Genomic DNA, 21417 nt, shown 5'->3' with positions numbered 1-21417 from the left:
AGAGAAAAGGAGACCCGATGACCACGCCAGCCGTCTTCCCCATCGAACTGCGCTGGGAGAGCGAGAAGACCAGCCGCATTCCCTTCATGGCCTACACCGACGAGGCGCTGCACAAGAAGGAGCTGCAGCGCTTCTTCTACGACAAGCACTGGTGCTATGTCGGCCTGGAGGCCGAGATCCCGAACCCGGGCGACTTCAAGCGCACCGCCATCGGCGAGCGCTCGGTCATCCTGTCGCGCGACGAAGAAGGCGCCATCCATGTGTTCGAGAACGTCTGCGCCCACCGCGGCATGCAGTTCTGCCGCGAGCGCCATGGCAACAAGAAGGAGTTCGTCTGCCCCTACCACCAGTGGAACTACACGCTCAAGGGTGATCTGCAGGGCGTGCCGTTCCGTCGTGGCGTGAAGCAGGACGGCAAGGTGCACGGCGGCATGCCGGCCGATTTCAAGACCGAAGACCACGGCCTGAACAAGCTCAAGGTCGCGTCGCGCGGCGGCGTGGTGTTTGCGTCGTTCGACCACGACATCGAATCGTTCGAAGACTTTCTCGGCCCTGACATCCTTCACTACTTCGACCGCCTGTTCGACGGCCGCAAGCTCACAATCCTGGGCTACAGCCGCCAGCGCATTCCGGGCAACTGGAAGCTCATGCAGGAGAACATCAAGGACCCGTACCACCCGGGCCTGCTGCACACCTGGTTCGTGACCTTCGGGCTCTGGCGCGCCGACAACAAGTCGGAACTGAAGATGGACGCGCGCGGCCGCCACGCCGCCATGATCTCCACGCGCGGCAGCGCCGGCAAGGCCGCGCAGGTGACGCAGGTCTCGAGCTTCAAGGAAAGCATGCAGCTGAAAGACCCGCGCTTTCTGGACATCGTGCCCGAGCCTTGGTGGGGTGGGCCGACGGCGGTGATGATGACGCTGTTCCCCAGTCTCATCCTGCAGCAGCAGGTCAACAGCGTGTCGACGCGCCACATCCAGCCCGTGGGCCACGACGCCTTCGATTTCGTGTGGACGCATTTCGGCTTCGAGGACGACACGCCCGAGATGACGCAGCGCCGCCTGCGCCAGGCCAACCTGTTCGGGCCAGCCGGCTTCGTGTCGGCCGACGACGGCGAGGTGATCGAGTTCTCGCAGGAGGGCTTCGAGCAGAAGCCCTACCACCGCACGCTGGCCGAGCTCGGCGGGCGCGAGGTGGAGAACACCGACCACATGGTGACCGAGACGCTGATCCGCGGCATGTACCGCTACTGGCGCGAAGTGATGGAGGCCGCATGAGCACGCTCGACACGTCCACCTACCTCGACCTGTCGCGCCTGTATGCGGCGTACGCGCACGCCGTCGATTCGGGCGACTGGGACCTGTGGCCCGCGTTCTTCACCGAGCAGTGCAGCTACCGCCTGCAGCCGCGCGAGAACCACGAACGCGGCCTGCCGCTGGCCACGCTCTCGTTCGAAAGCCGGGGCATGCTCGAAGACCGCGTCTACGGCATCAAGGAGACGCTGTTCCACGACCCGTACTACCAGCGCCACGTGGTGGGCCTGCCGCTGGTGCACCGCGTCGACGACGACGGCACCATCCACAGCGAGGCCAACTACGCGGTGTTCCGCACCAAGCTCGATGGGCCGTCGACCGTGTTCAATGTGGGTCGCTACATCGACAAGGTCGTGCAGACCCCCGAGGGCCTGAAGTTCGCGTCGCGCCTGTGCGTGTTCGACAGCGAAATGATCCCGAACTCCATCATTTACCCCATCTGAAACCGAGCCATGACAGAAAAAGAACCAGAGACCCACGGTGCCCCGTTGCGCCGCTTCACCGACCCGGCCTACGTGCCGCTGTGTGCCAACCTCGCTGAAGTGCGCGAGAACATCGACCGGCTCGACCGCCAGATCGTCGCGCTGCTGGCCGAGCGCGGCCGCTACGTGAAGGACGCCGCGCGCTTCAAGCGCGACGCTTTCCAGGTGTCGGCGCCACAGCGCCAGCAGGAAGTGATCGACAAGGTGAAGGCGCTCGCCGAGAAGGAGGGCGCCTACCCGGAGGTGGTCGAGGCCGCCTACCGCGCGCTCATCGCGGGCTTCATCGCGCGCGAGCAGCAGGACCATCTGGGCATGGCCGATGTGGAGGTGCAGCCATGACGCGCGCACGCCTCTTCGTCGCCTTCACCGCCGTGGCCCTGGCCGCGGCCGCCCATGCGCAGGACTGGCCGCAGCGCCCCGTGCGCATCGTGGTGCCGTTCGCGGCGGGCTCGTCGCCCGACATCCTGGCGCGCATCGTCAACGACAAGCTCGCGGCGCGCATCGGCCAGCCGCTCATCGTCGAGAACAAGCCCGGCGCGGGCGGCAACAGCGGCACCGACGCGGTCTCGAAGGCGCAGCCCGACGGCTACACCTTCCTGCTGTCGGTGAACGCGCCGCTGGTCTACAACACCATCCTCTACAAGAACCTGCCGTACGACCCGTTCAAGGACCTCGTGCCGGTGTCGCTGGCCGCGACCACGCCGAACGTCTGCGCGGTCTCGAACTCGATGGGCGTCGATTCGGTCAAGGGCTGGCTGGCGGCGATGAAGAAGAACCCCGGCAAGTTCAACTTCGCATCGACCGGCAACGGCTCGATCTCGCACCTGGGCGTGGAGCTCATCAAGGCCAAGACGCAGTCGTTCGCGGTGCACATTCCGTACGCGTCGTCGGGCCAGGCCGTGACCGCCATCGTGCAGGGCGACGTGCAGTACGCCTGCCTGCCGCCGGTCACGGTGATGCCGCAGGCCAAGACCGGCCGCCTCAAGGCGCTGGCCGTCACCTCGGCCGAGCGTTCGGCATTGCTGCCCGAGCTGCCGACGTTGCGTGAGTCGGGCCTGCCCGACATCCAGGCCGTGCCGTGGTTCGCCTACATGGCGCCCAAGGGCACGCCGAACGACGTGGTGCAGCGCATGAGCCGCGAGATTGCGGCTGCGCTGAAAGACCCCGACACGGTCAAGCGCCTGCAGACCGCGTACTTCGACCCCGTGGGCAGCACGCCCGAAGGCCTGTCGAAGTTCATGGACGAGGAACTGCGCCGCTGGAAGCCGGTGATCGACCGCGCCGGCCTCAAGCCCGATTGAGCCAAAGGGAGCACACGATGAGCACGATGACCTGGGTCGACGCCGCGGCGGTCGACGACGTTCCCGCCGACGACGTGGTCGGCATCGAGGTGCAGGGGCGCGACATCGCGCTATACGGCACCGACGACGGCATCCACGCCACCGACAACATCTGCACGCACGGCCATGCGCGGCTGTGCGACGGTTTTCTCGAAGGCCACGAGATCGAATGCCCGCTGCACCAGGGCCGTTTCGACGTGCGCAGCGGCAAGGCCATGTGCGCGCCGCTCACAGAAGACCTGCGCACCTACCCGGTGAAGATCGAGGGCGGGCGGGTGTTCCTCGCGTTCGAGGGCTGAACTGTTCTGCCTGCGGCGGGCGTGATCTGTATCGGTTCGCGCCGGACCGGTTGGCGACAATGGCGGCCCGTTTTCCTGGACATCCGATGACAGAACCACACAGCCGCGACCAGATCGCCGACCTGATTGCCGCCGAACTGGGCCACCGCTTCGACGGCGAGATCCTGGCCGGTGGCCATTACGTGCCGTTGGTGCGCGACGGCCGCACCGTCTACCTCAGCGGCCAGGTGCCGCGCGTGGGCACCACGGTGGTCGTCACCGGCCGCGTGGGCGATGCCGTGTCGCTCGACACCGCGCGCGAAGGCGCGCAGATCTGCGCGCTGCGCAGCCTCGCGCTGCTGCGCCGCGCACTCGGTTCGCTCGATGCGGTCGAGAAGGTGCTGCGCGTGGGCGTGTTCGTGCAGTGCACGGCCGACTTCACGCAGCAAAGCGAGGTGGCCGATGCCGCGTCCGACCTGCTGCACCGCGTATTCGGCGAAGCCGGCGTGCATGTGCGCACGGCGGTCGGCGTCTATGCGCTGCCGAAGAACGCGACGGTCGAGGTCGAGATGACTGTCGCGACCACCCACGCCGCCTGAATCGACTGCGTCAGCTGCGTTCGCGGCGCGCGGGTTCGCTGCGGTGCAGGTGCACCGCCAGCGTGTCGCGCGGCGGGCGCACCGCGCATTGCGCCAGCAGCCGGCCGGCTTCGCCCCGGTGGTAGCCGTTGTGCGTCACGACGTGGGCCAGCATTTCTTCACGCGTCATGCGACCCTTGTCGCCGTCGGTGAACACGAAGGGCAGCCCCTCGGCCAGCAGCGCCGGCGTGAGCGTGTCCAGGTAGGCGAGGTACCAGCGGTCGGACTCGGCCACGGCCGCGCGCAGCTCGGCCAGCGCGGGCGTTTCGGGCGTGTTGTCGTCGGTGAAGCCGTGCGGCGTGCCCGTAAGGTGGCCCGCGAAGATCCGGTTCACCACATGGGCATGGTTGACCACGCGAATCGCGGCATGCCGGGCGTCGGCGTGCTGCACGGGGTCGAGGCTGGCCATGCGGTCCAGCAGCTCGTCGTTGGCCCACGCGTGGTACTGGAACAGCGTGCGCAGCAGGGGAGGGGCGCTCATGTCGGGTGTGTCCTTGTCATCGGGGAACCCGGATGTTCGCGGCAGGCGCGGCGCCTGTCCAGCCGCCACCGGATCAGCGCTCGCCGAGCATCCAGCGCGTGCGGTCGCCGCGCCCCGGCAGGTGCAGCGCGGCGGTGGCCGCGGGCGTCTCGGCCAGCAGCCGGCCCTTGCGGAACACCTTGAGCCGCGTCGCGCGCAGGCGGATGGCCTCGACCGGGTCGCGCGCCTGCAGCAGCACGAAGCTGGCGTCGCAGCCGGCTTCCAGGCCGTAGCCGTCCAGGTGCATCACGCGCGCCGCGCGCGTGGTCACGGCCTCGAAGCACTGGTGGATGCCGGCCTGGCCGGTCATCTGCGCCACGTGCAGGCCCATGTGGGCCACCTCGAGCATGTCGCCCGAGCCCATGCCGTACCAGGGGTCCATCACGCAGTCGTGGCCGAAGGCGACGTTCACGCCGGCCGCCAGCAGCTCGGGCACGCGCGTCATGCCGCGGCGCTTGGGGTAGCTGTCGTGACGGCCCTGCAGCGTGATGTTGATGAGCGGGTTCGACACCACGCTCACGCCGCTTTCGGCCATGAGCGGCAGCAACTTGCTCACGTAGTAGTTGTCCATCGAGTGCATCGAGGTGCAGTGCGAGCCCGTCACGCGGCCCTGCAGGCCCAGGCGCAGCGTTTCGGCGGCCAGGGTCTCGATGTGGCGCGAGAGCGGGTCGTCCGACTCGTCGCAGTGCATGTCGACCAGCTTGCCGCGCTCGGCCGCCAGCTCGCACAGCAGCTTCACGCTGGCCGCGCCGTCGGCCATGGTGCGCTCGAAATGCGGAATGCCGCCGACCACGTCCACGCCCTTGTCGAGCGCGCGCGTGAGGTTGTCGACGCCGCCCGGCGAGCGCAGCGCGCCATCCTGCGGAAAGGCCACCAGCTGCAGGTCGATGTAGGGCGCCACCTGGCGCTTCACCTCGAGCAGCGCATCGACTGCGAGCAGGCTGGGGTCGCTGGTGTCCACGTGCGAGCGGATCGCCAGCAGGCCCTTGGCCACGGCCCAGTCGCAGTAGGCGAGCGCGCGGTCGATGAGCGCATCGGCCGTGAGCAGCGGCTTGAGCTCGCCCCACAGCGCGATGCCTTCGAGCAGCGTGCCGCTCTGGTTGACGCGCGGCTGGCCGTAGCTCAGCGTGGCGTCCATGTGGAAATGCGGGTCGACGAAATGCGGCGTGAGCAGCAGGCCTTGGGCGTCGAGCGTCTCGTGCGCGGGCGCGGCCAGGCCGGGCGTGACCTCGGCGATGCGGTCGTCCTGCACGGCAACCGACATGCCGGTGCGGCCGTCGGGGAGGGTGGCGTGGGTGATGAGGAGGTCGAGCATCGGTGGGGTGTCTTTTTTTCTGAGGAGCGCTCAGCGCGTGCGCTGCGCGCGGAAGCGGTACTGCCCTGCGGCCGGCCCGACCTCGATGGTCACGCGGCGCAGCTTGTCGTCGTGGCCCGAGTCGGCCTTGGCCGTCACCACGATGCCGCGCGGCGTGGCGCGGCAGGTGAGTTCGCTCAGGGAGATCTCCGCGTGGTCGTTGTCGAGCTCGGCGATGGCGGTCGTGTGCACGGCGTACAGGCTGTAGCTGCGGTCGGCCTCGCCGCGCGCCATCCACTGCACGTAGAGGAACGACTGGGCGAAGGCTTCGGCGTGGATCACGCGGTAGGTGCCGCGGTGGTCGGTGCCCCAGGTGCCGCAGGTCTGCACCCAGGTGACGGCGTCGTGGGTGGCGAAGCGCTCGGGGCCGTAGTCGGCGCCGAGTGCGTGGGCGCCGCTGCCGGCCAGGGCGAGCAGCGCGGTGGCCAGCAGGCGACGGAGGCGGGGCCGCGTCATCGGCATGTCAGCGTTCTCCCTTGCGGTAGGGTTTCATCAGCGCCTGCGGGTAGCTGGCCTTGCGCGCCACCAGCACCAGCGCCAGGATCGACAGCAGGTAGGGCAGCATCAGGTACAGCTGGTAAGGCAGCACGGCATCGCCCGATTGTTGCAGCCGCAGCTGCAGTGCGTCGAAGAAGGCGAACAGCAACGCGCCGAGCAGGGCCTTGCCGGGCCGCCACGAGGCGAACACCACCAGCGCCACGCAGATCCAGCCGCGCCCGTTCACCATGTTGAAGAAGAAGGCGTTGAAGGCCGACAGCGTGAGGAACGCGCCGGCCACGCCCATCAGCGCGGAGCCCGCCACGATGGCGCAGGTGCGCGTGGCCGCGACCGACACGCCCTGGCTCTCGGCCGCCTGCGGGTTCTCGCCCACCATGCGCAGCGCCAGGCCCAGCGGTGTGCGGTACAGCACCCAGGCCACCGCCGGCACCAGCAGCAGCGCGAACAGCGTGAGCGCGGTTTGCGCGCCGAGGATGGGCACGGGCAGCCAGTCCATCGGCGCGAAGGGCGTGATGGTCGGCGGCGCGTTCACCTTCGGAAAGCTCACGCGGTAGCCGAAGTAGCTCAGCGCTGTGGCCAATAACGTGATGCCCAGCCCCGAGACGTGCTGCGACAGCGCGAGCCCGACGGTCAGGAAGGCATGCAGCAACCCGAACACCATGCCCGTGAGCGCGGCCACGCCGACGCCGGCCCACAGCGGCGCGCCGGCGTACACCGCGAGCCAGCCGGTGAAGGCGCCCGCGACCATAATCCCCTCGATGCCCAGGTTGAGCACGCCCGCGCGTTCGCACAGCAGCACGCCCAGCGTGCCCAGGATGAGCGGCGTGGCGATGCGCAGCACCGCGACCCAGAAGGCGGGGTTGGAAAGAATGTCGAGCAGGTCGGTCATTTCGTCACCCGCACGCGGTACTGCGTGAGCAGCGTGGCCACCAGCACCGCGATCAGCGAGGCCGCGACGATCACGTCGGCGATGTAGGTCGGCACGCCCACGGCGCGGCTCATGGTGTCGGCCCCGACCAGCACGCCGGCCACGAACACGCCGGCGGCGATCACGCCCAGCGGGTGCAGCCCGGCGAGCATCGCGATCACGATGCCCGTGTAGCCGTAGCCCGGCGACATGTCGAGCGTGACGTAGCTCGTGCGGCCCGCCACCTCGATGGCGCCGGCCAGCCCGGCCAGCGCGCCCGAGAGCAGCGCCACCATGACCAGGGTGCGCGTCACCGGCACGCCGGCGAAGGCGGCGGCGCGGGCATTGGCGCCCACCGCACGGATGTCGAAGCCCAGCACCGTGTACTTGAAGATCGCCCACACGCTCACCGCGAGCGACACGGCCCACAGCAGGCCGGTGTGCACGCGTGTCTGGGCGATGAGCTTGCCCAGTTCGAGGTCGGACTGCAGCGACACGCTCTGCGGCCAGCCCATCGCCGTCGGGTCTTTCATCGGCCCGTCGAGCAGCGCCGACACGCCGAGCAGCACGATGAAGTTGATGAGCAGCGTGGTCACGACCTCGTCCACGCCGAGCTTGTTCTTCATGAGCGCCGGACCCAGCAGCATCAGCGCGCCGGCCACCGCAGCGGCCAGCATCATCAGCGGGAACAGCACCCAGGGCGAGAGTTCGAAGCCCGTGCCGCCGTGCATGCCGCCCACGGCCACGGCGGCCAGCGCGCCCGCGAACAGCTGCCCCTCGGCGCCGATGTTGAAGAGCCGCGCCTTGAACGCGACCGTCGCGGCCAGGCCGGTCAGGATGAGCGGAATGGCCCGCGTCAGCGTCTCGCTCCATGCGAACACCGAGCCGAAGCCGCCCTGCAGCAGCAGCGCGTAAGTGCGCCCGACCGGCGCGCCGGCCCAGCGCACGAGCAGCGCGCTCACCAGCAGCGTGAACACGACCGCGCCGATGGGGGCCAGCACCAGCGCGGCGCGCGAGCTTTCGTGGCGTCGTTCGAGGCGCATCATGCGGCGGCTCCCGGGCGTTGCGGCGCGGTGGCGCCGGCCATCGCCAGGCCGATGGCCTCGCGCGTCCAGGCTGCGGCCGGGCGCGCTTCGCCAAGGTGGCCGCCGTGCATCACGGCCACACGGTCGCCGAGCGCGAGCACTTCGTCGAGGTCGTCGGAGATCACCAGCACCGCCGCGCCGGCATCGCGCGCGGCGATGAGCTGCTGCTGCACGTAGGCGACGGCGCCGATGTCCAGGCCCCAGGTCGGCTGGTGCGCCACGATGAGGCGCGGTGCGCGGTTCGGGTACTTCTTGTTGTCGGTGTCTTGTTCCACTTGCTCGGGCGCCAGCAGCGCCCGCCCCAGGATCAGTTTCTGCATGTTGCCGCCTGAGAGCGAACGGGCCGGCGACATCAGGCCGGCGCCGCGCACATCGAAGGCTTTCTCGATGCGCCGGGCGTGCAGCCGCGCGGCGGCGCGCCGGACGATGAACGACCAGCGTGAAAAGACCGGGCTGCGCAGCCGCTCGGACACGGCGTTCTCCCACACCGGCAGGTCGCCGACCACGCCGACCGCGTGGCGGTCTTCGGGGATGCGCGCCACGCCGCGCTGCACCAGCCGGGCGGGCGAGGGCGGCAGCGCACGGCCCATGAATTGCGCGCTGCCGGAGACGGCGCGGCGCGTGCCGCTCAGCAGCTCGGCCAGCGCGACCTGGCCGTTGCCCGAGACGCCGGCGATGGCGGTGATTTCCCCCGCGCGCAGCGTGAGCGACACCTCGCGCAGGCGGTCCTGCCCGCCGTCTTTGTTCGATGCGGTGCTCACATGGTCGAGCACGCAGACCGCGTCGCCCACCGACTTCGCAGGCCGGCGCTGCGGCACCTCGACCGCATGGCCGACCATCCACAGCGCGAGCTGCGCCTGCGTGGTGTCGGCCGTGCGTGCCTCGGCCACCAGCTTGCCGCCGCGCAGCACCGCGATGCGCTGCGACACGCGCAGCACCTCGCCGAGCTTGTGGCTGATGAAGATGACCGACAGGCCTTGCGCCACCATCTGCGCGAGCGTGGCGAAGAGCGCCTCGCTCTCCTGCGGCGTGAGCACGGCCGTGGGCTCATCGAGGATCAGGATGCGCGCGCCGCGGTACAGCGCCTTGAGGATTTCCACGCGCTGGCGTTCGCCGACCGACAGGCTGCCGATGGTCGCGTCGGGCTGCACGGGCAGGCCGAACCGCTGGGCGACCTCGAGCAGCCGCGCGCGGGCCGCGGCGCGGCGCGAGACCGGGCGCCACAGCGGCTCGGTGCCCATCGTCACGTTGTCGAGCACGCTGAGGTTGTCGGCCAGCGTGAAGTGCTGGTGCACCATGCCCACGCCGGCGGCCAGCGCGGCCTTGGGGTTGCCGGGCGGCAGGGGTGAGCCGAACACTTCGATTCGGCCTTCGTCGGCGACGTAGTGGCCGAACAGGATCGACATCAGCGTCGACTTGCCGGCGCCGTTCTCGCCGAGCAGCGCGAGCACTTCGCCGGCCTGCAGGTCGAGGGAGATGGCGTCGTTGGCCACGAGCGGGCCGAAGCGCTTGGTGATGCCCTGGAGGCGGAGCACGGTGGGGTTCATGGGCAGACAGGTGGCGACGGCAGGTCGCGGCAGAAATTCTCGATGGCCCGGGCGGAGGCGGCGGGCGAGGCCTGCAGCAGGCCGTGGGGGCCGTCGAGCTGCACCAGGTGCAGCGCCGACAGCCCGCGCTGAATGGCGGCCACCGCGCGGCGCGGCACCACGCGGTCCTGCAGCGCCTGCAAATACATGGCGGGCACGCCGACCCGCGGCAGCTTGTCGCGCACGTCGACGCGCTGAACTTCTTTCATGCGGTGGGTCATGACGGCCACCGACACCTGCTTCAGCGAGGCCTGGAGCATGTCCGACAGGTGCGGCGACGCCGAGCCGCCCAGCAGCAGGTGCCGCATCGGCGCGCGCATGAGCTTCGAATGCAGTAGGCGCATCGACAGGTCGAGCAGGCCTGCGCGCATCAACGCCAGGCCGGGCGCGGGCCGGCGCGCGAAGCTGCAGCACAGGATGAGGCCGCGCAGCCCCGGCGGGCGCGAGGCCGCGAGGGAGATGGCCAGCGGCCCGGAAAACGATTCGCCGAGCAGCACGAAGGGCTGCTGCGTCGGCAGTTGCGCGCGCACCATCGCTTCGAGTTCGTCGTAGCCCAGCACCTCGCGGCCCGGGTAGCGCACGACGTCGATGGCGGCCTGCGGCCCCAGGGCCTGCGCCAGCGGCGCGAAGAGATCGCCGGTGCCGTCCATGCCTGGCAGCAAGACAAGACGAGGCAGGCGCCCGGGCGCCACCGTCACTTCCACGCGGCCAGGAAGGCCAGCATGACCTTGGCCGAGTTGTCGGCCGCGATGCTCATGAAAGTGCCCATCTCGTTCTCGCCGTCGCCGCCGCCCGCGAGGTCGCTGAGCGAGCGGAAGGCGATGTAGGGCACGCCGTTGCTGTAGGCGACCATGCCCACGGCGGCGGTTTCCATGTCGAGCACGTTGGCCTGGAAGGTCTTGTAGGTGTATTCGCGGTAGGCCTTGTTGTCCATGAAGGCCTGGCCCGAGACGCCGTTGCCGCCCACCACCAGCTGCGGCTTGCGCGGCAGGCACTTGCCGGCGCCGCAGTTCGCCAGCTCGACATTGCGGATGCTGCGCGCCACCTCGAGCATCTTCGGATCGGCCGCGAACCAGAACTTGCGCTCGATGCCCGGCTTGGCGGCCGAGCGCACCTCGACCGGGCGCGGGAAGTTCATGCCGAAGTTGGGCAGCGTGGCGTCGGTGATGAAGGGCGGCGCGCTGTACTTGCCGGGCGCGGTCTCGCGCGCCATGAGCACCTCGAGGTACTGGCCCCACTGGGCCGGCACCGTCACGTCGCCCACGTGCAGCGACGGGTTCACGCCGCCCGCGATGCCGCTGAACACGATGCCGCTGATGCGAAAGCGGTTGAGCACCAGCTGCGTGTTCATGGTCGCGTTCGTCATGCTGATGCCCGAGAGGAACAGCACCACGGGCTTGCCTTCGAGCGTGCCGGTGGTGAACTCGACGCCGTTCACGCTGTGTTTGCGGGGACCCTGCAGGCGCGTGAGCAGCAGCTTGAGCTCGGGCTCGAAGGCCGAGATCACGGCCAGGCGCGGCGTGTCGTCCAGCCGCGTGCTGCTGTTGATGCTGACGACGTCCGACTTGTAGACGCCGACGCAGCCCGTCAGCACGAGGCCGAGCGCGGCGGCCAGGACCGGGCCGCGCAGGCGCTGGAGAAGCGAGGAAGTGTTCGTCATGGTCATCAGGAGTTGGTGGGCGGGAGTGAGGGGCGGTGTGCGGCGTCGGGCGTGGCGATCCAGGCCTGCAGCGCGGCGACGCGCGCGTGCTTCGGTGCCAGGCCGACGAAGGTGGTGTAGGCGGCGAGCGCCTTGGCGTCGTTGCCGGCCTGCAGATAGGCATCGCCCAGGTTCAGGTAGGCGAGGGCGCGGCTGCCGTCCATGTCGATGGCCTGCTCGAACCAGCGCGCGGCCTCGACCGGCTTGCCGCGCTTGAAGTACACGAAGCCGAGGTTGTTGGCCGCCAGCGCAAAGCGCGGCTGCAGCTTCAGCGCCTCGGTGAAGGCGGCCTCGGCCTCGTCGTAGCGGCGTTCGCGGTACAGCTGCAGGCCGCGGTCGTTGGCGCGCTGGGCGGCCACGCGCGGCGTGAGCGGCGCGGCGGCCGGCATGGTCAGCTTGGTGTCGGCGCCTTCGAGGTTCTTCACCACCACCTCGACGGCGGGCGGGCCGGCCTTGGTGGTCTTGGGTGTTGCGGCGGCATGCACGGCCTGCTCGTTGGCCTGGTCGATGCGCTTGTTGACCTGGCTGGCGGCGGCGTCGAGCTGCAGGCTGTCGCCGCTGAGGCCTTCGCGCTCGACGGGCAACGCGAACACGAACTCGCCGCCCTCCGAGCCGGGCAGGCTGCCGAAGGCCGGCGTCTGCCGCGCGATGGCCGAGACCGCCGGGGCCACGTAGGCCGCGAGTTCGGTGCCGGTGATGACGTTGTCGCCGTTCAGGTCGGCCTTGCCCGACAGCGCCTGCAGCATCGTCCAGGTGAAGACCGAGTGGCCACCGGGGCCGTCGTCGGCCACCTGCTGGTCGGCGCCGCCGGCGGTGAGCATCTGGCGGCCGATGCGGCGCGCGTTGTCGGTCAGGAAATTCCTGTTGCCCTGCGCCGCGCCGCCGCGCGTGAGGCCCAGGCCCGAGTAGCAGGCGTCCACGAGGAACAGCACGTGCTTGGCCGACAGCGCCTCGGCCACCTCCTGCAGCTGCGGCATCGAGATGGCGTCGGACGGCAGGTTGTCCAGCGTGGCGTCGACCGGCACGATGTAGCCCACGTCGCGCCCGCTCGCGAGCTTGCGGGTGCTGCCGTGGCCGGCAAAGAACACCAGCACGCGGTCGTCGCGTTTCACGCGCTTGCCGTCGGTCAGCTTTTCATTCAGCGCGCGCAGGATGTTGGCGCGCGTGGCCTGGTCGTCGTACAGCGCCGTGATGTTCTCTGGCTTGAAGCCGAAGCGGGTCACGAGCAGCTGCTCCATGGCCTTGGCGTCGGGCACCGCGTGGTGCAGGCCGGGCCATTTGGCGTACTTGTCGATGCCGATCACCAGCGCGTGGCTCTCGCGGTAGAGCGTGTCGCCCGAGGTGGCGGCCACGCCGTCGTCGGGCGCCGCCTTTTTCGATGCGCTGACGACGAACTTGCCGTCGCGCCAGGTGGCGAAGCGGTAGCCGTCGGCCACCAGCTGGTCGAGCACCGTGGGCAGGGCCTGCACGGTGCGGCCCTGGATGTCGTGGAACAGGATGACGCCGCGCTTGGCCTTGTCGACCTCGGCCAGCACGCGGTCGGCGATCGACTTGGGCACCGGGTCGGCCCAGTCCATCGAGTCGACGGTCCACATCATGGAGCGCAGCTTGAGCGCCTCGACCGTGCTCAGCTTGGCCTCGTTGCGCGCGCCGTAGGGAAAGCGAAAGAGGGTGGACTGCGGCCGGCCGGTGGCGTCGAGCAGCGCTTCGGTTTCGCTGGCCTCGACGCGCACCGCGTCGTCCGTCATCTTGGCCATCATGCCGTGGCTGAAGCTGTGGTTGGCGAGCACGTGGCCGGCGGCCAGCACGCGCTTGGCGGTCGCGCCGTTGGCATTGAGCTGGGCCTTGCCCTGCGCGTCGAGCTTGCCCAGGTTGCGCCCGAGCTGGAAGAAGATGGCGGGCGCGTCGTAGCGCTTCAGTATCTCGAGGATCTCGTCGGTGTGTTTGGCGTGCGGGCCGTCGTCGAAGGTGAGCACGACGGTCTTGGCGGGCAGCGAGGTGCCGAAGATCTCGCGCGCGTCCGCGCTGTCCTTTTCCTTGGCGCCGCCCGGGGGCTGCGTGTAGGGAACGATGGCGCCGAAGTCTTTCAGGATCTGCTCGCGCGAGTACAGGCCCTGCAGCTTGGCCACATAGTCGGCCCACTTTTCGCGTTTGGGCTCGATGCCGCGCTGCGCGAAGCGGCCGAACACGTCTTTCAGCTCGCGGTCATAGGCCTGCTCGATCTCGGCGAGCACGGCCAGGTCTTCGCTGGCGCGGCGGCCGAGCTTGAGCCCGGACAGCGACTGCGCCTGGCTGTAGCGCGTGCTCAGCTCCGACAGGAACTCCTTGAACGCCAGTCGGTCGGCATCGAACCAGCTCGGCTCGCTCTCGATGCGGTCGAGCAGCGCGTTCAGGCCCGCCACCGCGGCGGGGTCCGTCATGTCCGCGGCCTGGGCGATCAGCGCCTGCTGGCGCTCCTGCATCTCGTGGAACAGCTGCTGCCCGACGGCGCTGACGGCGCGCTTCTCGGCCGCCTCGAGCGCACGCTCGCCGGTCATCAGCACGATCATCTGGCGGTGCGCGGCGAGCAGGGCGTCGGCGCGTGCCTGCAGCGCGGCCGGGATGCCGACCGGTGGCGCGACCACCGGCGGCGCAGCGGCAGCGGGTGCCGAGGCGGCCGATGCGGGCACCTCGACCGCCGGGGCGGTGGCTGGGGCCGCCGGCTCAGGTTGACAGGCGGCGAGCCCGGCGGCCAACGCCGCGATGGCCACGCCATGGATTGCGGTCTGCCATCGCGCACGCTTCATGGGTTCGGGTCTGCTCGCTTGTCTGTCTACTGGTTACTTGGCGGTGGACTTCGGCTGGGCGTCGTCCACCTTCACGGTGAACTTGCCGGCCAGGATGTCGGCCTGCTTCGCTTTCACCTTGGCCACGACGTCGGCCGGCACCTTCTTCTCGAAGGTGCCCAGCGGCGCGAGCTCGGAGCCCTTGTGCTTCATGTGCGAGTACACGCCGTAGTCCTCGGCGGCGAACTTGCCTTCCTTCACCAGCTTGATGGCGCGGTCGGCCGAGGGCTCGAAGTTCCACAGCGCCGAGGCCACCACCGTGTCGGGGTATTGGGCCTGTGTGTCGATCACGTTGCCGATGGCGAGCTTGCCTTTTTCCTTGGCCGCGTCCGACACGCCGAAGCGCTCGGCGTACATGATGTCGGCGCCCTTGTCGATCATCGCGAAGGCCGCTTCCTTGGCCTTCGGCGGGTCGAACCAGCTGTTGATGAAGCTCACGCTGAACTCCACCTTCGGATTCGTTTCCTTCGCGCCCGCCATGAACGCGTTCATGAGCCGGTTCACCTCGGGAATCGGGAAGCCGCCGACCATGCCGATGCGGTTGCTCTTGGTCATCCCGCCCGCGACCATGCCGCTGAGGTAGGCCGGCTCCTGGATGTAGTTGTCGAACACCGAGAAGTTCGGCGCCTGCGGCTTCAGCGACGAGCCCATGAGGAACGCCACCTTGGGAAAGTCCTTCGCGACCTTGCGCGCCGCCGCTTCCACCCCGAACACCTCGCCCAGGATCAGCTGGTTGCCGCCCGTGGCGTACTCGCGCATCACGCGCTCGTAGTCGGCATTGCTCACGTTCTCGGTCGCCTTGTATTCGATCTCCCCACGCGCCTCGGCCGCCTTCAGCGCCTTGTGGATGCGGCCCACCCATTGCTGCTCGAACGGCACCGTGTACACGGCAGCCACCTTGAGCTTGGCCTGCGCGAGCGCAAGGCCCGGGGCGCCCGCCGCAAGCGCTGCGGCGACGGCGATGGAACGAACGATCAATTGACGGCGTGCTGTCACGGTCTTCTCCTCGATGAAATGAAAGAACCAGCCCTGCAATCCCTATGCCCACCCACCGAATCGAGGCGGCCGCTCGCGGCCGGCTCCCTTCCAGCAAACACCGAGGAACCGGCTCCGCCGGGCCTCAGGTGTTGCCCCCGGTAGGGGGAAGGAGCAGCGACACGAAGTGCGCGAAGCCTGGGGGCGAGCCTTACTTCGTGCCGAAGATGCGGTCGCCGGCGTCGCCGAGGCCCGGCAGGATGTAGCCGTGGCTGTCCAGCTCGCGGTCGATGGCGGCGGTGTAAATCGGCACGTCGGGGTGCGCGGTCTGCATCGTCTTCACGCCTTCGGGGCAGGTCAGCAGGCAGACGAACTTGATCGACTTGGGGTTGAGTTCCTTCAGCCGTTCGACCGCGGCCACGGCCGAGTTGCCGGTGGCCAGCATCGGGTCGACCACGATCACGTCGCGGTTCTCCATCTCGCCGGGCATCTTGAAGTAGTACTCGACGGCCGTGAGCGTCTTGGGGTCGCGGTACAGGCCGATGTGGCCGACGCGCGCGCCCGGCACCACCGTGAGCATGCCGTCCAGGATGCCGGTGCCGGCGCGCAGGATCGACACCAGCACCACCTTCTTGCCGTCGATGACCTTGGCCTGCATGGTTTCGAGCGGGGTCTCGACCTCGATGTCCTGCATCGGCATGTCGCGCGTGACCTCGTAGGCCATCAGCATGCTGATTTCGTTCAAGAGCCGGCGAAAGCTGTTGGTGGAGGCGTCCTTGCGGCGCATCAGTGTGAGCTTGTGCTGGACGAGGGGGTGGTCGACGAGGTGGACGTTGCTCATTGGAGTCTTCTTTTGGTGTGCCGTTGCGGAAAACAGGAGAGTCTAAAAGACTAGAAGACGGTGCCGTCGCTCTCGATCTGCAGCGGTGGCGCACCGTTTCGCAAGCGCTGTGCCAGCACCCGGCCCGCGGCCCAGGTGCCGCCTTCGAGCACGCAGGCCAGGGGCAGCTCTTCCTCGGTGCGGTCGAGCACCTTGCGCACGCGCGGGGCGATTTCGTCGAGCAGCGCCACGGTGAGGGCGCGCCATTCGACGATGAACTCGTCGCCGGCCTTCCAGCGGCGGGTGAGAAAGGCCGGCTCGCGCGGCACGATCACGCCGCTGTCGATCAGCAGGCCGCCGTTGCGGTACTCGGGCAGGGCGGTGAGCGCGTCGAGATGCCGTACCTTCACGCCGGCCCATTCGAAGGGCTCGAGCAGCGAATACGTGAGCCACTGCGACAGCTTGTGGAACGGCATCCAGCCGTTGGTGAGCCCGGGCCCGGCGACGGCGCTGTGGCGCCAGCAGTCGCCCAGCGCGAAGGCCGGGTCGCCGGAGCCGCCGACGTTGTCGCTGCCGTCGGCCGCCAGGCTGTCGATGGCGTTGGCCGAGGGCCAGATGTGCGAGAGGGTGTCGAGCAGCAGCGACAAAATCTGGTGCGCCGTGATCTCGGCCGTGGGCGGCGAGGCCGCGCCCAGCGGGGCCACGAGCGCGTCGAAAAGGCCGGCGGGCCGGCCGTCGTCGCCGAAGGTTTCGGGCTGCTCGCTCATGGCCTCGCCGAGGCGGCGCAGCAGCACCGCGCGCCCGGACAGGCCGACCAGCGGATTGACCTCGCTCACCTGGAAGGCGTCGCCCAGGCGCTCGGTCACGAGGCCGCGCAGGCCGGCCGCGTCGGCCTGCAGCGGGTGGTTCGGGTCGGACGAGAAGAGCCCGCTGGTGAACGCATGGAAGCACGCCACGCCCAGGCCTTCGGAGCGCGTGAAGCGCAGGCCGGTGGCCGGTTCGGTGTAGTGCCAGGTCGGGCCGGCGCCGGCGTCGAGCAGCACGCTCACCAGCGTGAGGTCGATGTGGGCGCGGGCGCGCTGGCGGGCGTCGAGGCCTTTGCCGAGCAGCGCGTCGAGCTGCAGGCGGCGGTCGACGCCGCCGGCCTCGAAGTGGCGCCAGCGGCTGTGGTACGGGATTGTGTCCCAGGGGTAGCGCTCGCGCGTGACCTCGGCCACGGTGCGCGCCGCGTCTTCGAGCGCGTCGTCGCTGCCGATGCGGAACCACTGCGACTCGCCGCGGCGCGCGCGTGCCAGCAGGGCGCCCGCGCGCTGGCGGATGGCGGTGGTGGTGCGCAGCAGGCTGGCGGCGCCGGCCGGGTGGCCGGTGTCGGGAGTGAATTCGATCGACGGGTCGACATTGCCCGCGCCGCCGGGGCGCAGGCTGCCGGAACCGTCGGCGGGCAGGTCGATGTCGGTGCTTCGGCTCATTCGCTCAATCCCCGGCCCTTGGCCTTTTTCAGTTCCTCTGCGTCCGGCACCGGGCCGGGGGTGAAATAGCCGGCTGCCATCTTGGCGTCCATCTCGACGCGGGCGTCGGCCGGGATCAGTTCGTCGGGAATGTTCACGCGCTCGCCGATCTCGATGCCCGAGCCGGTGATGGCGTCGAACTTCATGTTGCTCATCGACACGAGGCGGTGGATCTTCTTGATGCCCAGCCAGTGGAAGACGTCGGGCATCAGCTCCTGGAAGCGCATGTCCTGCACGCCGGCCACGCACTCGGTGCGCGCGAAATACTGGTCGGCCGTGTCGCCACCCACCTGGCGCTTGCGGGCGTTGTAGACGAGGAACTTGGTCACTTCGCCGAGCGCGCGGCCTTCCTTGCGCGAGTAGGCGATGAGCCCCACGCCGCCGCGCTGCGCGCCCTGGATGCATTCCTCGATCGCGTGCGTGAGGTAGGGGCGGCAGGTGCAGATGTCGGAGCCGAACACGTCGGAGCCGTTGCACTCGTCGTGGATGCGCGCGGTGAGCTCCACGTCGGGGTTGGCCAGGTCGCGCGGGTTGCCGAAGATGTACAGCGTCTGCCCGCCGATGGGTGGCAAAAACACCTCCAGGTCGGAGCGCGTGACCAGCTCGGGGTACATGCCGCCGGTTTCCTCGAACAGCGTGCGGCGCAGGTCGGTCTCGGAGCAGCCGAAGCGGCGCGCCACCTCGGGCAGGTACCACACGGGCTCGATGGCCGCCTTTGTCACCATCGCGGCGCCGCCCGTGGTGAGGAAGTGACCGTCAGCCTTCAGGCGCCCGCTTTGCAGCGCCTCGATCACCTCGGGCAGGATCACATGCGCCTTGGTGATCGCGATGGTCGGGCGGATGTCGTAGCCGGCCGCGAGTTCGGTGGAGAACACGTCGGCCACCAGCGCGCCCCAGGGGTCGAGCGAGACGATGCGCCCGGGCTCGCTCCACTGCGGATAGGGGCCGATGACGTCGGTGGGCGCGGTGTTGGTGAGGTCGGCCTTGTGTTCGCGCTTCAGGGCGCCGGCCGCCACGGCCAGCGCGCGGTACACGCTGTACGAGCCGCTGTGCGTGCCGATGACGTTGCGGTGCGCGCGCTTGGTGGTCGTGCCGACCACGGGCCCGCGCTCGGTGGCGGTGGCCGCGCCCCAGTGGATGGGCAGGGCGCCGAAGCCGCCGGCATGCGAGGTCAGGCGGATGTGGCCGGTCGAGGACGAGGGGTGGAGCGGAGGGCTCTGCGCCGGGCTGGCACCGGTCGCGGTCGGCAAGGCGGAAGGGAGCGCGGTACTGTCTGCAGACATTTGAGGCCCTCAAAAAATGCAATGTACCGAGCACTTGTGCGGCTGGCAAGCGAGGCCCCGCGCGGTCTGGCCGCACTGGCATTCATGCAGGCGAGGAGCGCAGGCCGTAGGTCTTGCCGTGCACGAACAGGTACTCGGCGCGCAGCACCGCGTCGCCTTTCTCGCCGGTGAAGGTGAAGCCGAGCACGGCCACCGGCGTGCCGGGTTTGATTTCCTCGACGCCCCAGGCCTGCAGCCGCGTGAGCGGGGCCAGCTCGATCTGCCACTTGCGGTCGCGCCGCGTCGGCAGCTGCGCCTTGGCCAGCAGCGCCGCGCCGTCGACCGTGGCGCTTTGCTTGGGCAGGGGCCGCTGCTTCAGGTCGGGCGGCAGCGCGAGGTTCTCGGGCAGCTCGATCTCCAGCTCGCCGTGCGGATTGCGCCAGCTCACCTTGGTGGCGCGGCCTTCCAGATAGAGCGGGCGTTCCTGGTCAAAACTGCTCCAGCCGTGGTGGGCCCAGGCGGGCAGGGCCAGTGCGATCGAACCGGTCACGAACATGCGTCGATGCAGCATCGCGTTCTCCTTGGTCAGACATAGGCAATCCAGCGCCCGCAGATGATGACAGCGAGCCAAAACCCCAAAGACAGGAGGCATTGAAACCTGGCGAATCCGCTCTGCCCGCCGAGGTCGCCGCGCAGGTGGAACCAGGCGGCGTTGAGGCCGGCCAGCAGGATCAGCAGCAGCTTCACGCGAAAGGCCGTGTTGTTCAGCAACTCGCCCGGCTGGCTCGCGAACATGGTCAGGCCGGTCAGTGCGCACAGGCCGAAGCCCAGCAGGGCGGGGCGCAGCGTGAGGCGCGCCAGCAGCGGCGCCGGCAGCTCGCGGGCCAGGCCGAGGGCGCGCAGCTCGAACACCAGCAGGCCGCCGAACAGCAGCGCGATGCCCACGATGTGCGCCGCCTCCAGCGCCGGGTAGGCCCAGGGGTGCGAGACGAGTCCGGCCAGCATCGGCGCAGCTTAGCCCAAGCCTCGCCCTGGGGGCGCGGCACAATCCCTTGCAATCTTTTTTCACCAGGCTGTAACCGGCCGGCCCGATGGCACGAAACACCGTAGGCAGCAGGACGACACCGAGCGACGCGGAAGCGGCCTTGCGCCGCCTGTTCCTTCGCGGCCTCGACGGCGACGCCGGCGCGTACCGCGAGTTCCTGCAGAAACTGAGCGCGCACCTGCGCGCTTTTCTGGGCAAGCGCCTGTTCGGCTGGCCCGATGAAGTGGAAGACCTCGTCCAGGAATGCCTGCTCGCCATGCACAACCAGCGCCACACCTACCAGAGCGACCAGCCGCTGACGGCCTGGGTGCATGCCATTGCGCGCTACAAGATGATCGACCTGCTGCGCGCCAAGTCGGTCCGCGAGGACCTGCATGACCCGCTGGACGACGACCTGGCCGTGTTCGCCGCGTCGGCCACCGAGGCCAGCGATGCGAAGCGCGACCTCGGCGGATTGCTGCAGACCCTGCCCGAACGCCAGCGCCTGCCCATCGTGCACGTGAAGATCGAAGGCCTGTCGGTGGCCGAGACGGCCAGCCTCACGGGCATGTCGGAGTCGGCGGTGAAGGTCGGCATCCACCGGGGCCTGAAGGCCCTGGCCGCGAAATTTGGGGGAGGCGCCGCGCCATGAAGACCGACGACCTCGTGAACCTGCTGGCCGCCGGCGAGGTGGCGGTGCCGCGGCGCAGCGCCAGCGGGCGCATCGGGTTGGCGGTGCTGGCCGCGCTGCCGCTGTCGTTCGTGATCCTGTTCGGCGAGTACGGGCTGCGGCCCGACCTGGTGCAGGCGATGTTCTGGCCGATGTTCTGGGTCAAGGTGCTGTTTCCGCTGTGCATCGCGGCGGCGGCCTTCGTGACGGTGCAGCGGCTGGCCCGGCCCGGCGTGCGGGTGCGCCACGCGTGGTGGGGCGGGGTGCTGCCGGTGCTGGGGATCTGGGGGCTGGCGGCGTTCGTCTGGTTCTCGGTGCCGATCGAGGAACGCATGCCCTCGCTGATGGGCCAGTCGTGGCGCATCTGCGCCCTGAGCATCGGCTTCATGGCGCTGCCGGTGTTCGCGGCCACCATCGCGGCACTGCGGGGGCTGGCGCCGACGCGGCCCGCATTGGCCGGGGCCGCGGCCGGCGCACTGGCCGGCGGCGTGGGCGCGTCGGTCTACGCGCTGCACTGCATGGAGCTGACCGCGCCGTTCCTCGCGGTCTGGTACGTGAGCGGGATCGCGGTGCCGGTGCTGCTGGGCGCGGCACTGGGGCCGCGCCTGCTGCGCTGGTAGCGCGGCCGCTCGC

23 protein-coding genes are annotated in these 21417 nt (G+C 69.5%); 8 read left to right on the top strand and 15 right to left on the bottom strand.

The window, feature by feature from the left end:
* Positions 1 to 17: 17 nt before the first annotated feature.
* From AC07YS_RS13765 to AC07YS_RS13740, 6 genes are all read left to right on the top strand, one after another.
* Complete coding sequence (locus AC07YS_RS13765; RefSeq protein ID WP_056580645.1) at positions 18 to 1277, top strand: aromatic ring-hydroxylating dioxygenase subunit alpha; 1260 nt, start codon at positions 18 to 20, stop codon at positions 1275 to 1277.
* Positions 1274 to 1756: an aromatic-ring-hydroxylating dioxygenase subunit beta gene (locus AC07YS_RS13760; RefSeq protein WP_095745369.1), complete on the top strand. Its 483-nt coding sequence runs from the start codon at positions 1274 to 1276 to the stop codon at positions 1754 to 1756. The genes AC07YS_RS13765 and AC07YS_RS13760 overlap by 4 nt, the downstream gene beginning before the upstream one ends.
* Before the next feature lie 9 nt (positions 1757 to 1765).
* Positions 1766 to 2134: a chorismate mutase gene (locus AC07YS_RS13755; protein ID WP_495268334.1), complete on the top strand. Its 369-nt coding sequence runs from the start codon at positions 1766 to 1768 to the stop codon at positions 2132 to 2134.
* Positions 2131 to 3096 (top strand): Bug family tripartite tricarboxylate transporter substrate binding protein, encoded by a 966-nt coding sequence (locus AC07YS_RS13750; RefSeq protein ID WP_495268333.1) that lies wholly within the window; start codon positions 2131 to 2133, stop codon positions 3094 to 3096. Before AC07YS_RS13755 ends, AC07YS_RS13750 begins: the two co-directional genes overlap by 4 nt.
* Before the next feature lie 17 nt (positions 3097 to 3113).
* Positions 3114 to 3434, top strand: a complete 321-nt coding sequence (locus tag AC07YS_RS13745) for a non-heme iron oxygenase ferredoxin subunit (protein WP_056580656.1) — start codon at positions 3114 to 3116, stop codon at positions 3432 to 3434.
* Positions 3435 to 3520: 86 nt separating this feature from the next.
* Entirely contained in the window at positions 3521 to 4012 is a 492-nt protein-coding gene (locus tag AC07YS_RS13740) for a RidA family protein (protein WP_062477794.1), read from the top strand.
* A 10-nt stretch (positions 4013 to 4022) separates the two neighbouring features.
* Here the strand turns inward: AC07YS_RS13740 and AC07YS_RS13735 are convergent, their stop codons facing one another.
* The 15 genes from AC07YS_RS13735 to AC07YS_RS13665 form a co-directional block, all read right to left on the bottom strand.
* Positions 4023 to 4532, bottom strand: a complete 510-nt coding sequence (locus tag AC07YS_RS13735) for a DinB family protein (RefSeq protein ID WP_495268332.1) — start codon at positions 4530 to 4532, stop codon at positions 4023 to 4025.
* A gap of 73 nt (positions 4533 to 4605) precedes the next feature.
* The gene (locus AC07YS_RS13730; protein ID WP_495268331.1) at positions 4606 to 5886 is read right to left on the bottom strand and encodes an amidohydrolase family protein; all 1281 of its coding nucleotides are present in this window, start codon (positions 5884 to 5886) and stop codon (positions 4606 to 4608) included.
* Positions 5887 to 5916: 30 nt separating this feature from the next.
* Positions 5917 to 6387, bottom strand: coding sequence for a hypothetical protein (locus AC07YS_RS13725; RefSeq protein WP_495268330.1), 471 nt, complete (start codon positions 6385 to 6387; stop codon positions 5917 to 5919).
* Between the two features lies 1 nt (position 6388).
* On the bottom strand, positions 6389 to 7312 hold the full coding sequence (locus tag AC07YS_RS13720; protein WP_495268329.1) for an ABC transporter permease: 924 nt from the start codon (positions 7310 to 7312) through the stop codon (positions 6389 to 6391).
* Complete coding sequence (locus AC07YS_RS13715) at positions 7309 to 8373, bottom strand: ABC transporter permease (RefSeq protein ID WP_495268348.1); 1065 nt, start codon at positions 8371 to 8373, stop codon at positions 7309 to 7311. The genes AC07YS_RS13720 and AC07YS_RS13715 overlap by 4 nt, the downstream gene beginning before the upstream one ends.
* Entirely contained in the window at positions 8373 to 9962 is a 1590-nt protein-coding gene (locus tag AC07YS_RS13710; protein WP_495268328.1) for an ABC transporter ATP-binding protein, read from the bottom strand. Before AC07YS_RS13710 ends, AC07YS_RS13715 begins: the two co-directional genes overlap by 1 nt.
* Positions 9959 to 10663 (bottom strand): alpha/beta fold hydrolase, encoded by a 705-nt coding sequence (locus tag AC07YS_RS13705; protein WP_495275717.1) that lies wholly within the window; start codon positions 10661 to 10663, stop codon positions 9959 to 9961. Before AC07YS_RS13705 ends, AC07YS_RS13710 begins: the two co-directional genes overlap by 4 nt.
* Before the next feature lie 32 nt (positions 10664 to 10695).
* Positions 10696 to 11667, bottom strand: coding sequence for a 5'-methylthioadenosine/S-adenosylhomocysteine nucleosidase (locus AC07YS_RS13700; RefSeq protein ID WP_206167779.1), 972 nt, complete (start codon positions 11665 to 11667; stop codon positions 10696 to 10698).
* A complete protein-coding gene (locus AC07YS_RS13695; RefSeq protein WP_495268326.1) occupies positions 11667 to 14486 on the bottom strand; it encodes a polysaccharide deacetylase family protein in 2820 nt (939 codons plus the stop codon). The genes AC07YS_RS13700 and AC07YS_RS13695 overlap by 1 nt, the downstream gene beginning before the upstream one ends.
* A gap of 33 nt (positions 14487 to 14519) precedes the next feature.
* Entirely contained in the window at positions 14520 to 15521 is a 1002-nt protein-coding gene (locus AC07YS_RS13690) for a BMP family protein (RefSeq protein WP_056582550.1), read from the bottom strand.
* 190 nt (positions 15522 to 15711) lie between these two features.
* Entirely contained in the window at positions 15712 to 16341 is a 630-nt protein-coding gene (gene upp, locus AC07YS_RS13685; protein WP_062477764.1) for a uracil phosphoribosyltransferase, read from the bottom strand.
* Between the two features lie 50 nt (positions 16342 to 16391).
* Positions 16392 to 17789, bottom strand: coding sequence for a URC4/urg3 family protein (locus AC07YS_RS13680; protein WP_492743223.1), 1398 nt, complete (start codon positions 17787 to 17789; stop codon positions 16392 to 16394).
* Complete coding sequence (locus AC07YS_RS13675; protein ID WP_062477758.1) at positions 17786 to 19111, bottom strand: GTP cyclohydrolase II; 1326 nt, start codon at positions 19109 to 19111, stop codon at positions 17786 to 17788. Before AC07YS_RS13675 ends, AC07YS_RS13680 begins: the two co-directional genes overlap by 4 nt.
* 82 nt (positions 19112 to 19193) lie before the next feature.
* A complete protein-coding gene (locus tag AC07YS_RS13670; protein WP_070060744.1) occupies positions 19194 to 19661 on the bottom strand; it encodes a DUF6152 family protein in 468 nt (155 codons plus the stop codon).
* A gap of 14 nt (positions 19662 to 19675) precedes the next feature.
* Complete coding sequence (locus AC07YS_RS13665) at positions 19676 to 20095, bottom strand: hypothetical protein (protein WP_070060743.1); 420 nt, start codon at positions 20093 to 20095, stop codon at positions 19676 to 19678.
* 86 nt (positions 20096 to 20181) lie between these two features.
* Between AC07YS_RS13665 and AC07YS_RS13660 the strand changes: the two genes are divergently transcribed.
* Positions 20182 to 20766 (top strand): sigma-70 family RNA polymerase sigma factor, encoded by a 585-nt coding sequence (locus tag AC07YS_RS13660; protein WP_062477750.1) that lies wholly within the window; start codon positions 20182 to 20184, stop codon positions 20764 to 20766.
* Positions 20763 to 21404, top strand: a complete 642-nt coding sequence (locus AC07YS_RS13655) for a DUF1109 domain-containing protein (protein ID WP_495268325.1) — start codon at positions 20763 to 20765, stop codon at positions 21402 to 21404. The genes AC07YS_RS13660 and AC07YS_RS13655 overlap by 4 nt, the downstream gene beginning before the upstream one ends.
* Positions 21405 to 21417: the final 13 nt, after the last annotated feature.

The sequence above is a fragment of the Variovorax sp. GW458-11-26-14-LB1 genome, assembly GCF_059423965.1.
Note: the sequence above shows the minus strand (reverse complement) of the source record. Positions and strands in the feature narration are given on the sequence as shown.

What these genes read in the sequence shown, in the direction of transcription:
- AC07YS_RS13735 (WP_495268332.1), bottom strand. Translation starts at nt 4,532, where the DNA reads ATGAGCGCCCCTCCCCTGCTGCGCACGCTGTTCCAGTACCACGCGTGG.
- AC07YS_RS13740 (WP_062477794.1), top strand. Translation starts at nt 3,521, where the DNA reads ATGACAGAACCACACAGCCGCGACCAGATCGCCGACCTGATTGCCGCC.
- AC07YS_RS13700 (WP_206167779.1), bottom strand. Translation starts at nt 11,667, where the DNA reads ATGACCATGACGAACACTTCCTCGCTTCTCCAGCGCCTGCGCGGCCCG.
- AC07YS_RS13765 (WP_056580645.1), top strand. Translation starts at nt 18, where the DNA reads ATGACCACGCCAGCCGTCTTCCCCATCGAACTGCGCTGGGAGAGCGAG.
- AC07YS_RS13745 (WP_056580656.1), top strand. Translation starts at nt 3,114, where the DNA reads ATGAGCACGATGACCTGGGTCGACGCCGCGGCGGTCGACGACGTTCCC.
- AC07YS_RS13750 (WP_495268333.1), top strand. Translation starts at nt 2,131, where the DNA reads ATGACGCGCGCACGCCTCTTCGTCGCCTTCACCGCCGTGGCCCTGGCC.
- AC07YS_RS13760 (WP_095745369.1), top strand. Translation starts at nt 1,274, where the DNA reads ATGAGCACGCTCGACACGTCCACCTACCTCGACCTGTCGCGCCTGTAT.
- AC07YS_RS13665 (WP_070060743.1), bottom strand. Translation starts at nt 20,095, where the DNA reads ATGCTGGCCGGACTCGTCTCGCACCCCTGGGCCTACCCGGCGCTGGAG.
- upp (WP_062477764.1), bottom strand. Translation starts at nt 16,341, where the DNA reads ATGAGCAACGTCCACCTCGTCGACCACCCCCTCGTCCAGCACAAGCTC.
- AC07YS_RS13660 (WP_062477750.1), top strand. Translation starts at nt 20,182, where the DNA reads ATGGCACGAAACACCGTAGGCAGCAGGACGACACCGAGCGACGCGGAA.
- AC07YS_RS13725 (WP_495268330.1), bottom strand. Translation starts at nt 6,387, where the DNA reads ATGCCGATGACGCGGCCCCGCCTCCGTCGCCTGCTGGCCACCGCGCTG.
- AC07YS_RS13720 (WP_495268329.1), bottom strand. Translation starts at nt 7,312, where the DNA reads ATGACCGACCTGCTCGACATTCTTTCCAACCCCGCCTTCTGGGTCGCG.
- AC07YS_RS13670 (WP_070060744.1), bottom strand. Translation starts at nt 19,661, where the DNA reads ATGCTGCATCGACGCATGTTCGTGACCGGTTCGATCGCACTGGCCCTG.
- AC07YS_RS13655 (WP_495268325.1), top strand. Translation starts at nt 20,763, where the DNA reads ATGAAGACCGACGACCTCGTGAACCTGCTGGCCGCCGGCGAGGTGGCG.
- AC07YS_RS13755 (WP_495268334.1), top strand. Translation starts at nt 1,766, where the DNA reads ATGACAGAAAAAGAACCAGAGACCCACGGTGCCCCGTTGCGCCGCTTC.
- AC07YS_RS13680 (WP_492743223.1), bottom strand. Translation starts at nt 17,789, where the DNA reads ATGAGCCGAAGCACCGACATCGACCTGCCCGCCGACGGTTCCGGCAGC.
- AC07YS_RS13710 (WP_495268328.1), bottom strand. Translation starts at nt 9,962, where the DNA reads ATGAACCCCACCGTGCTCCGCCTCCAGGGCATCACCAAGCGCTTCGGC.
- AC07YS_RS13730 (WP_495268331.1), bottom strand. Translation starts at nt 5,886, where the DNA reads ATGCTCGACCTCCTCATCACCCACGCCACCCTCCCCGACGGCCGCACC.
- AC07YS_RS13695 (WP_495268326.1), bottom strand. Translation starts at nt 14,486, where the DNA reads ATGAAGCGTGCGCGATGGCAGACCGCAATCCATGGCGTGGCCATCGCG.
- AC07YS_RS13715 (WP_495268348.1), bottom strand. Translation starts at nt 8,373, where the DNA reads ATGCGCCTCGAACGACGCCACGAAAGCTCGCGCGCCGCGCTGGTGCTG.
- AC07YS_RS13675 (WP_062477758.1), bottom strand. Translation starts at nt 19,111, where the DNA reads ATGTCTGCAGACAGTACCGCGCTCCCTTCCGCCTTGCCGACCGCGACC.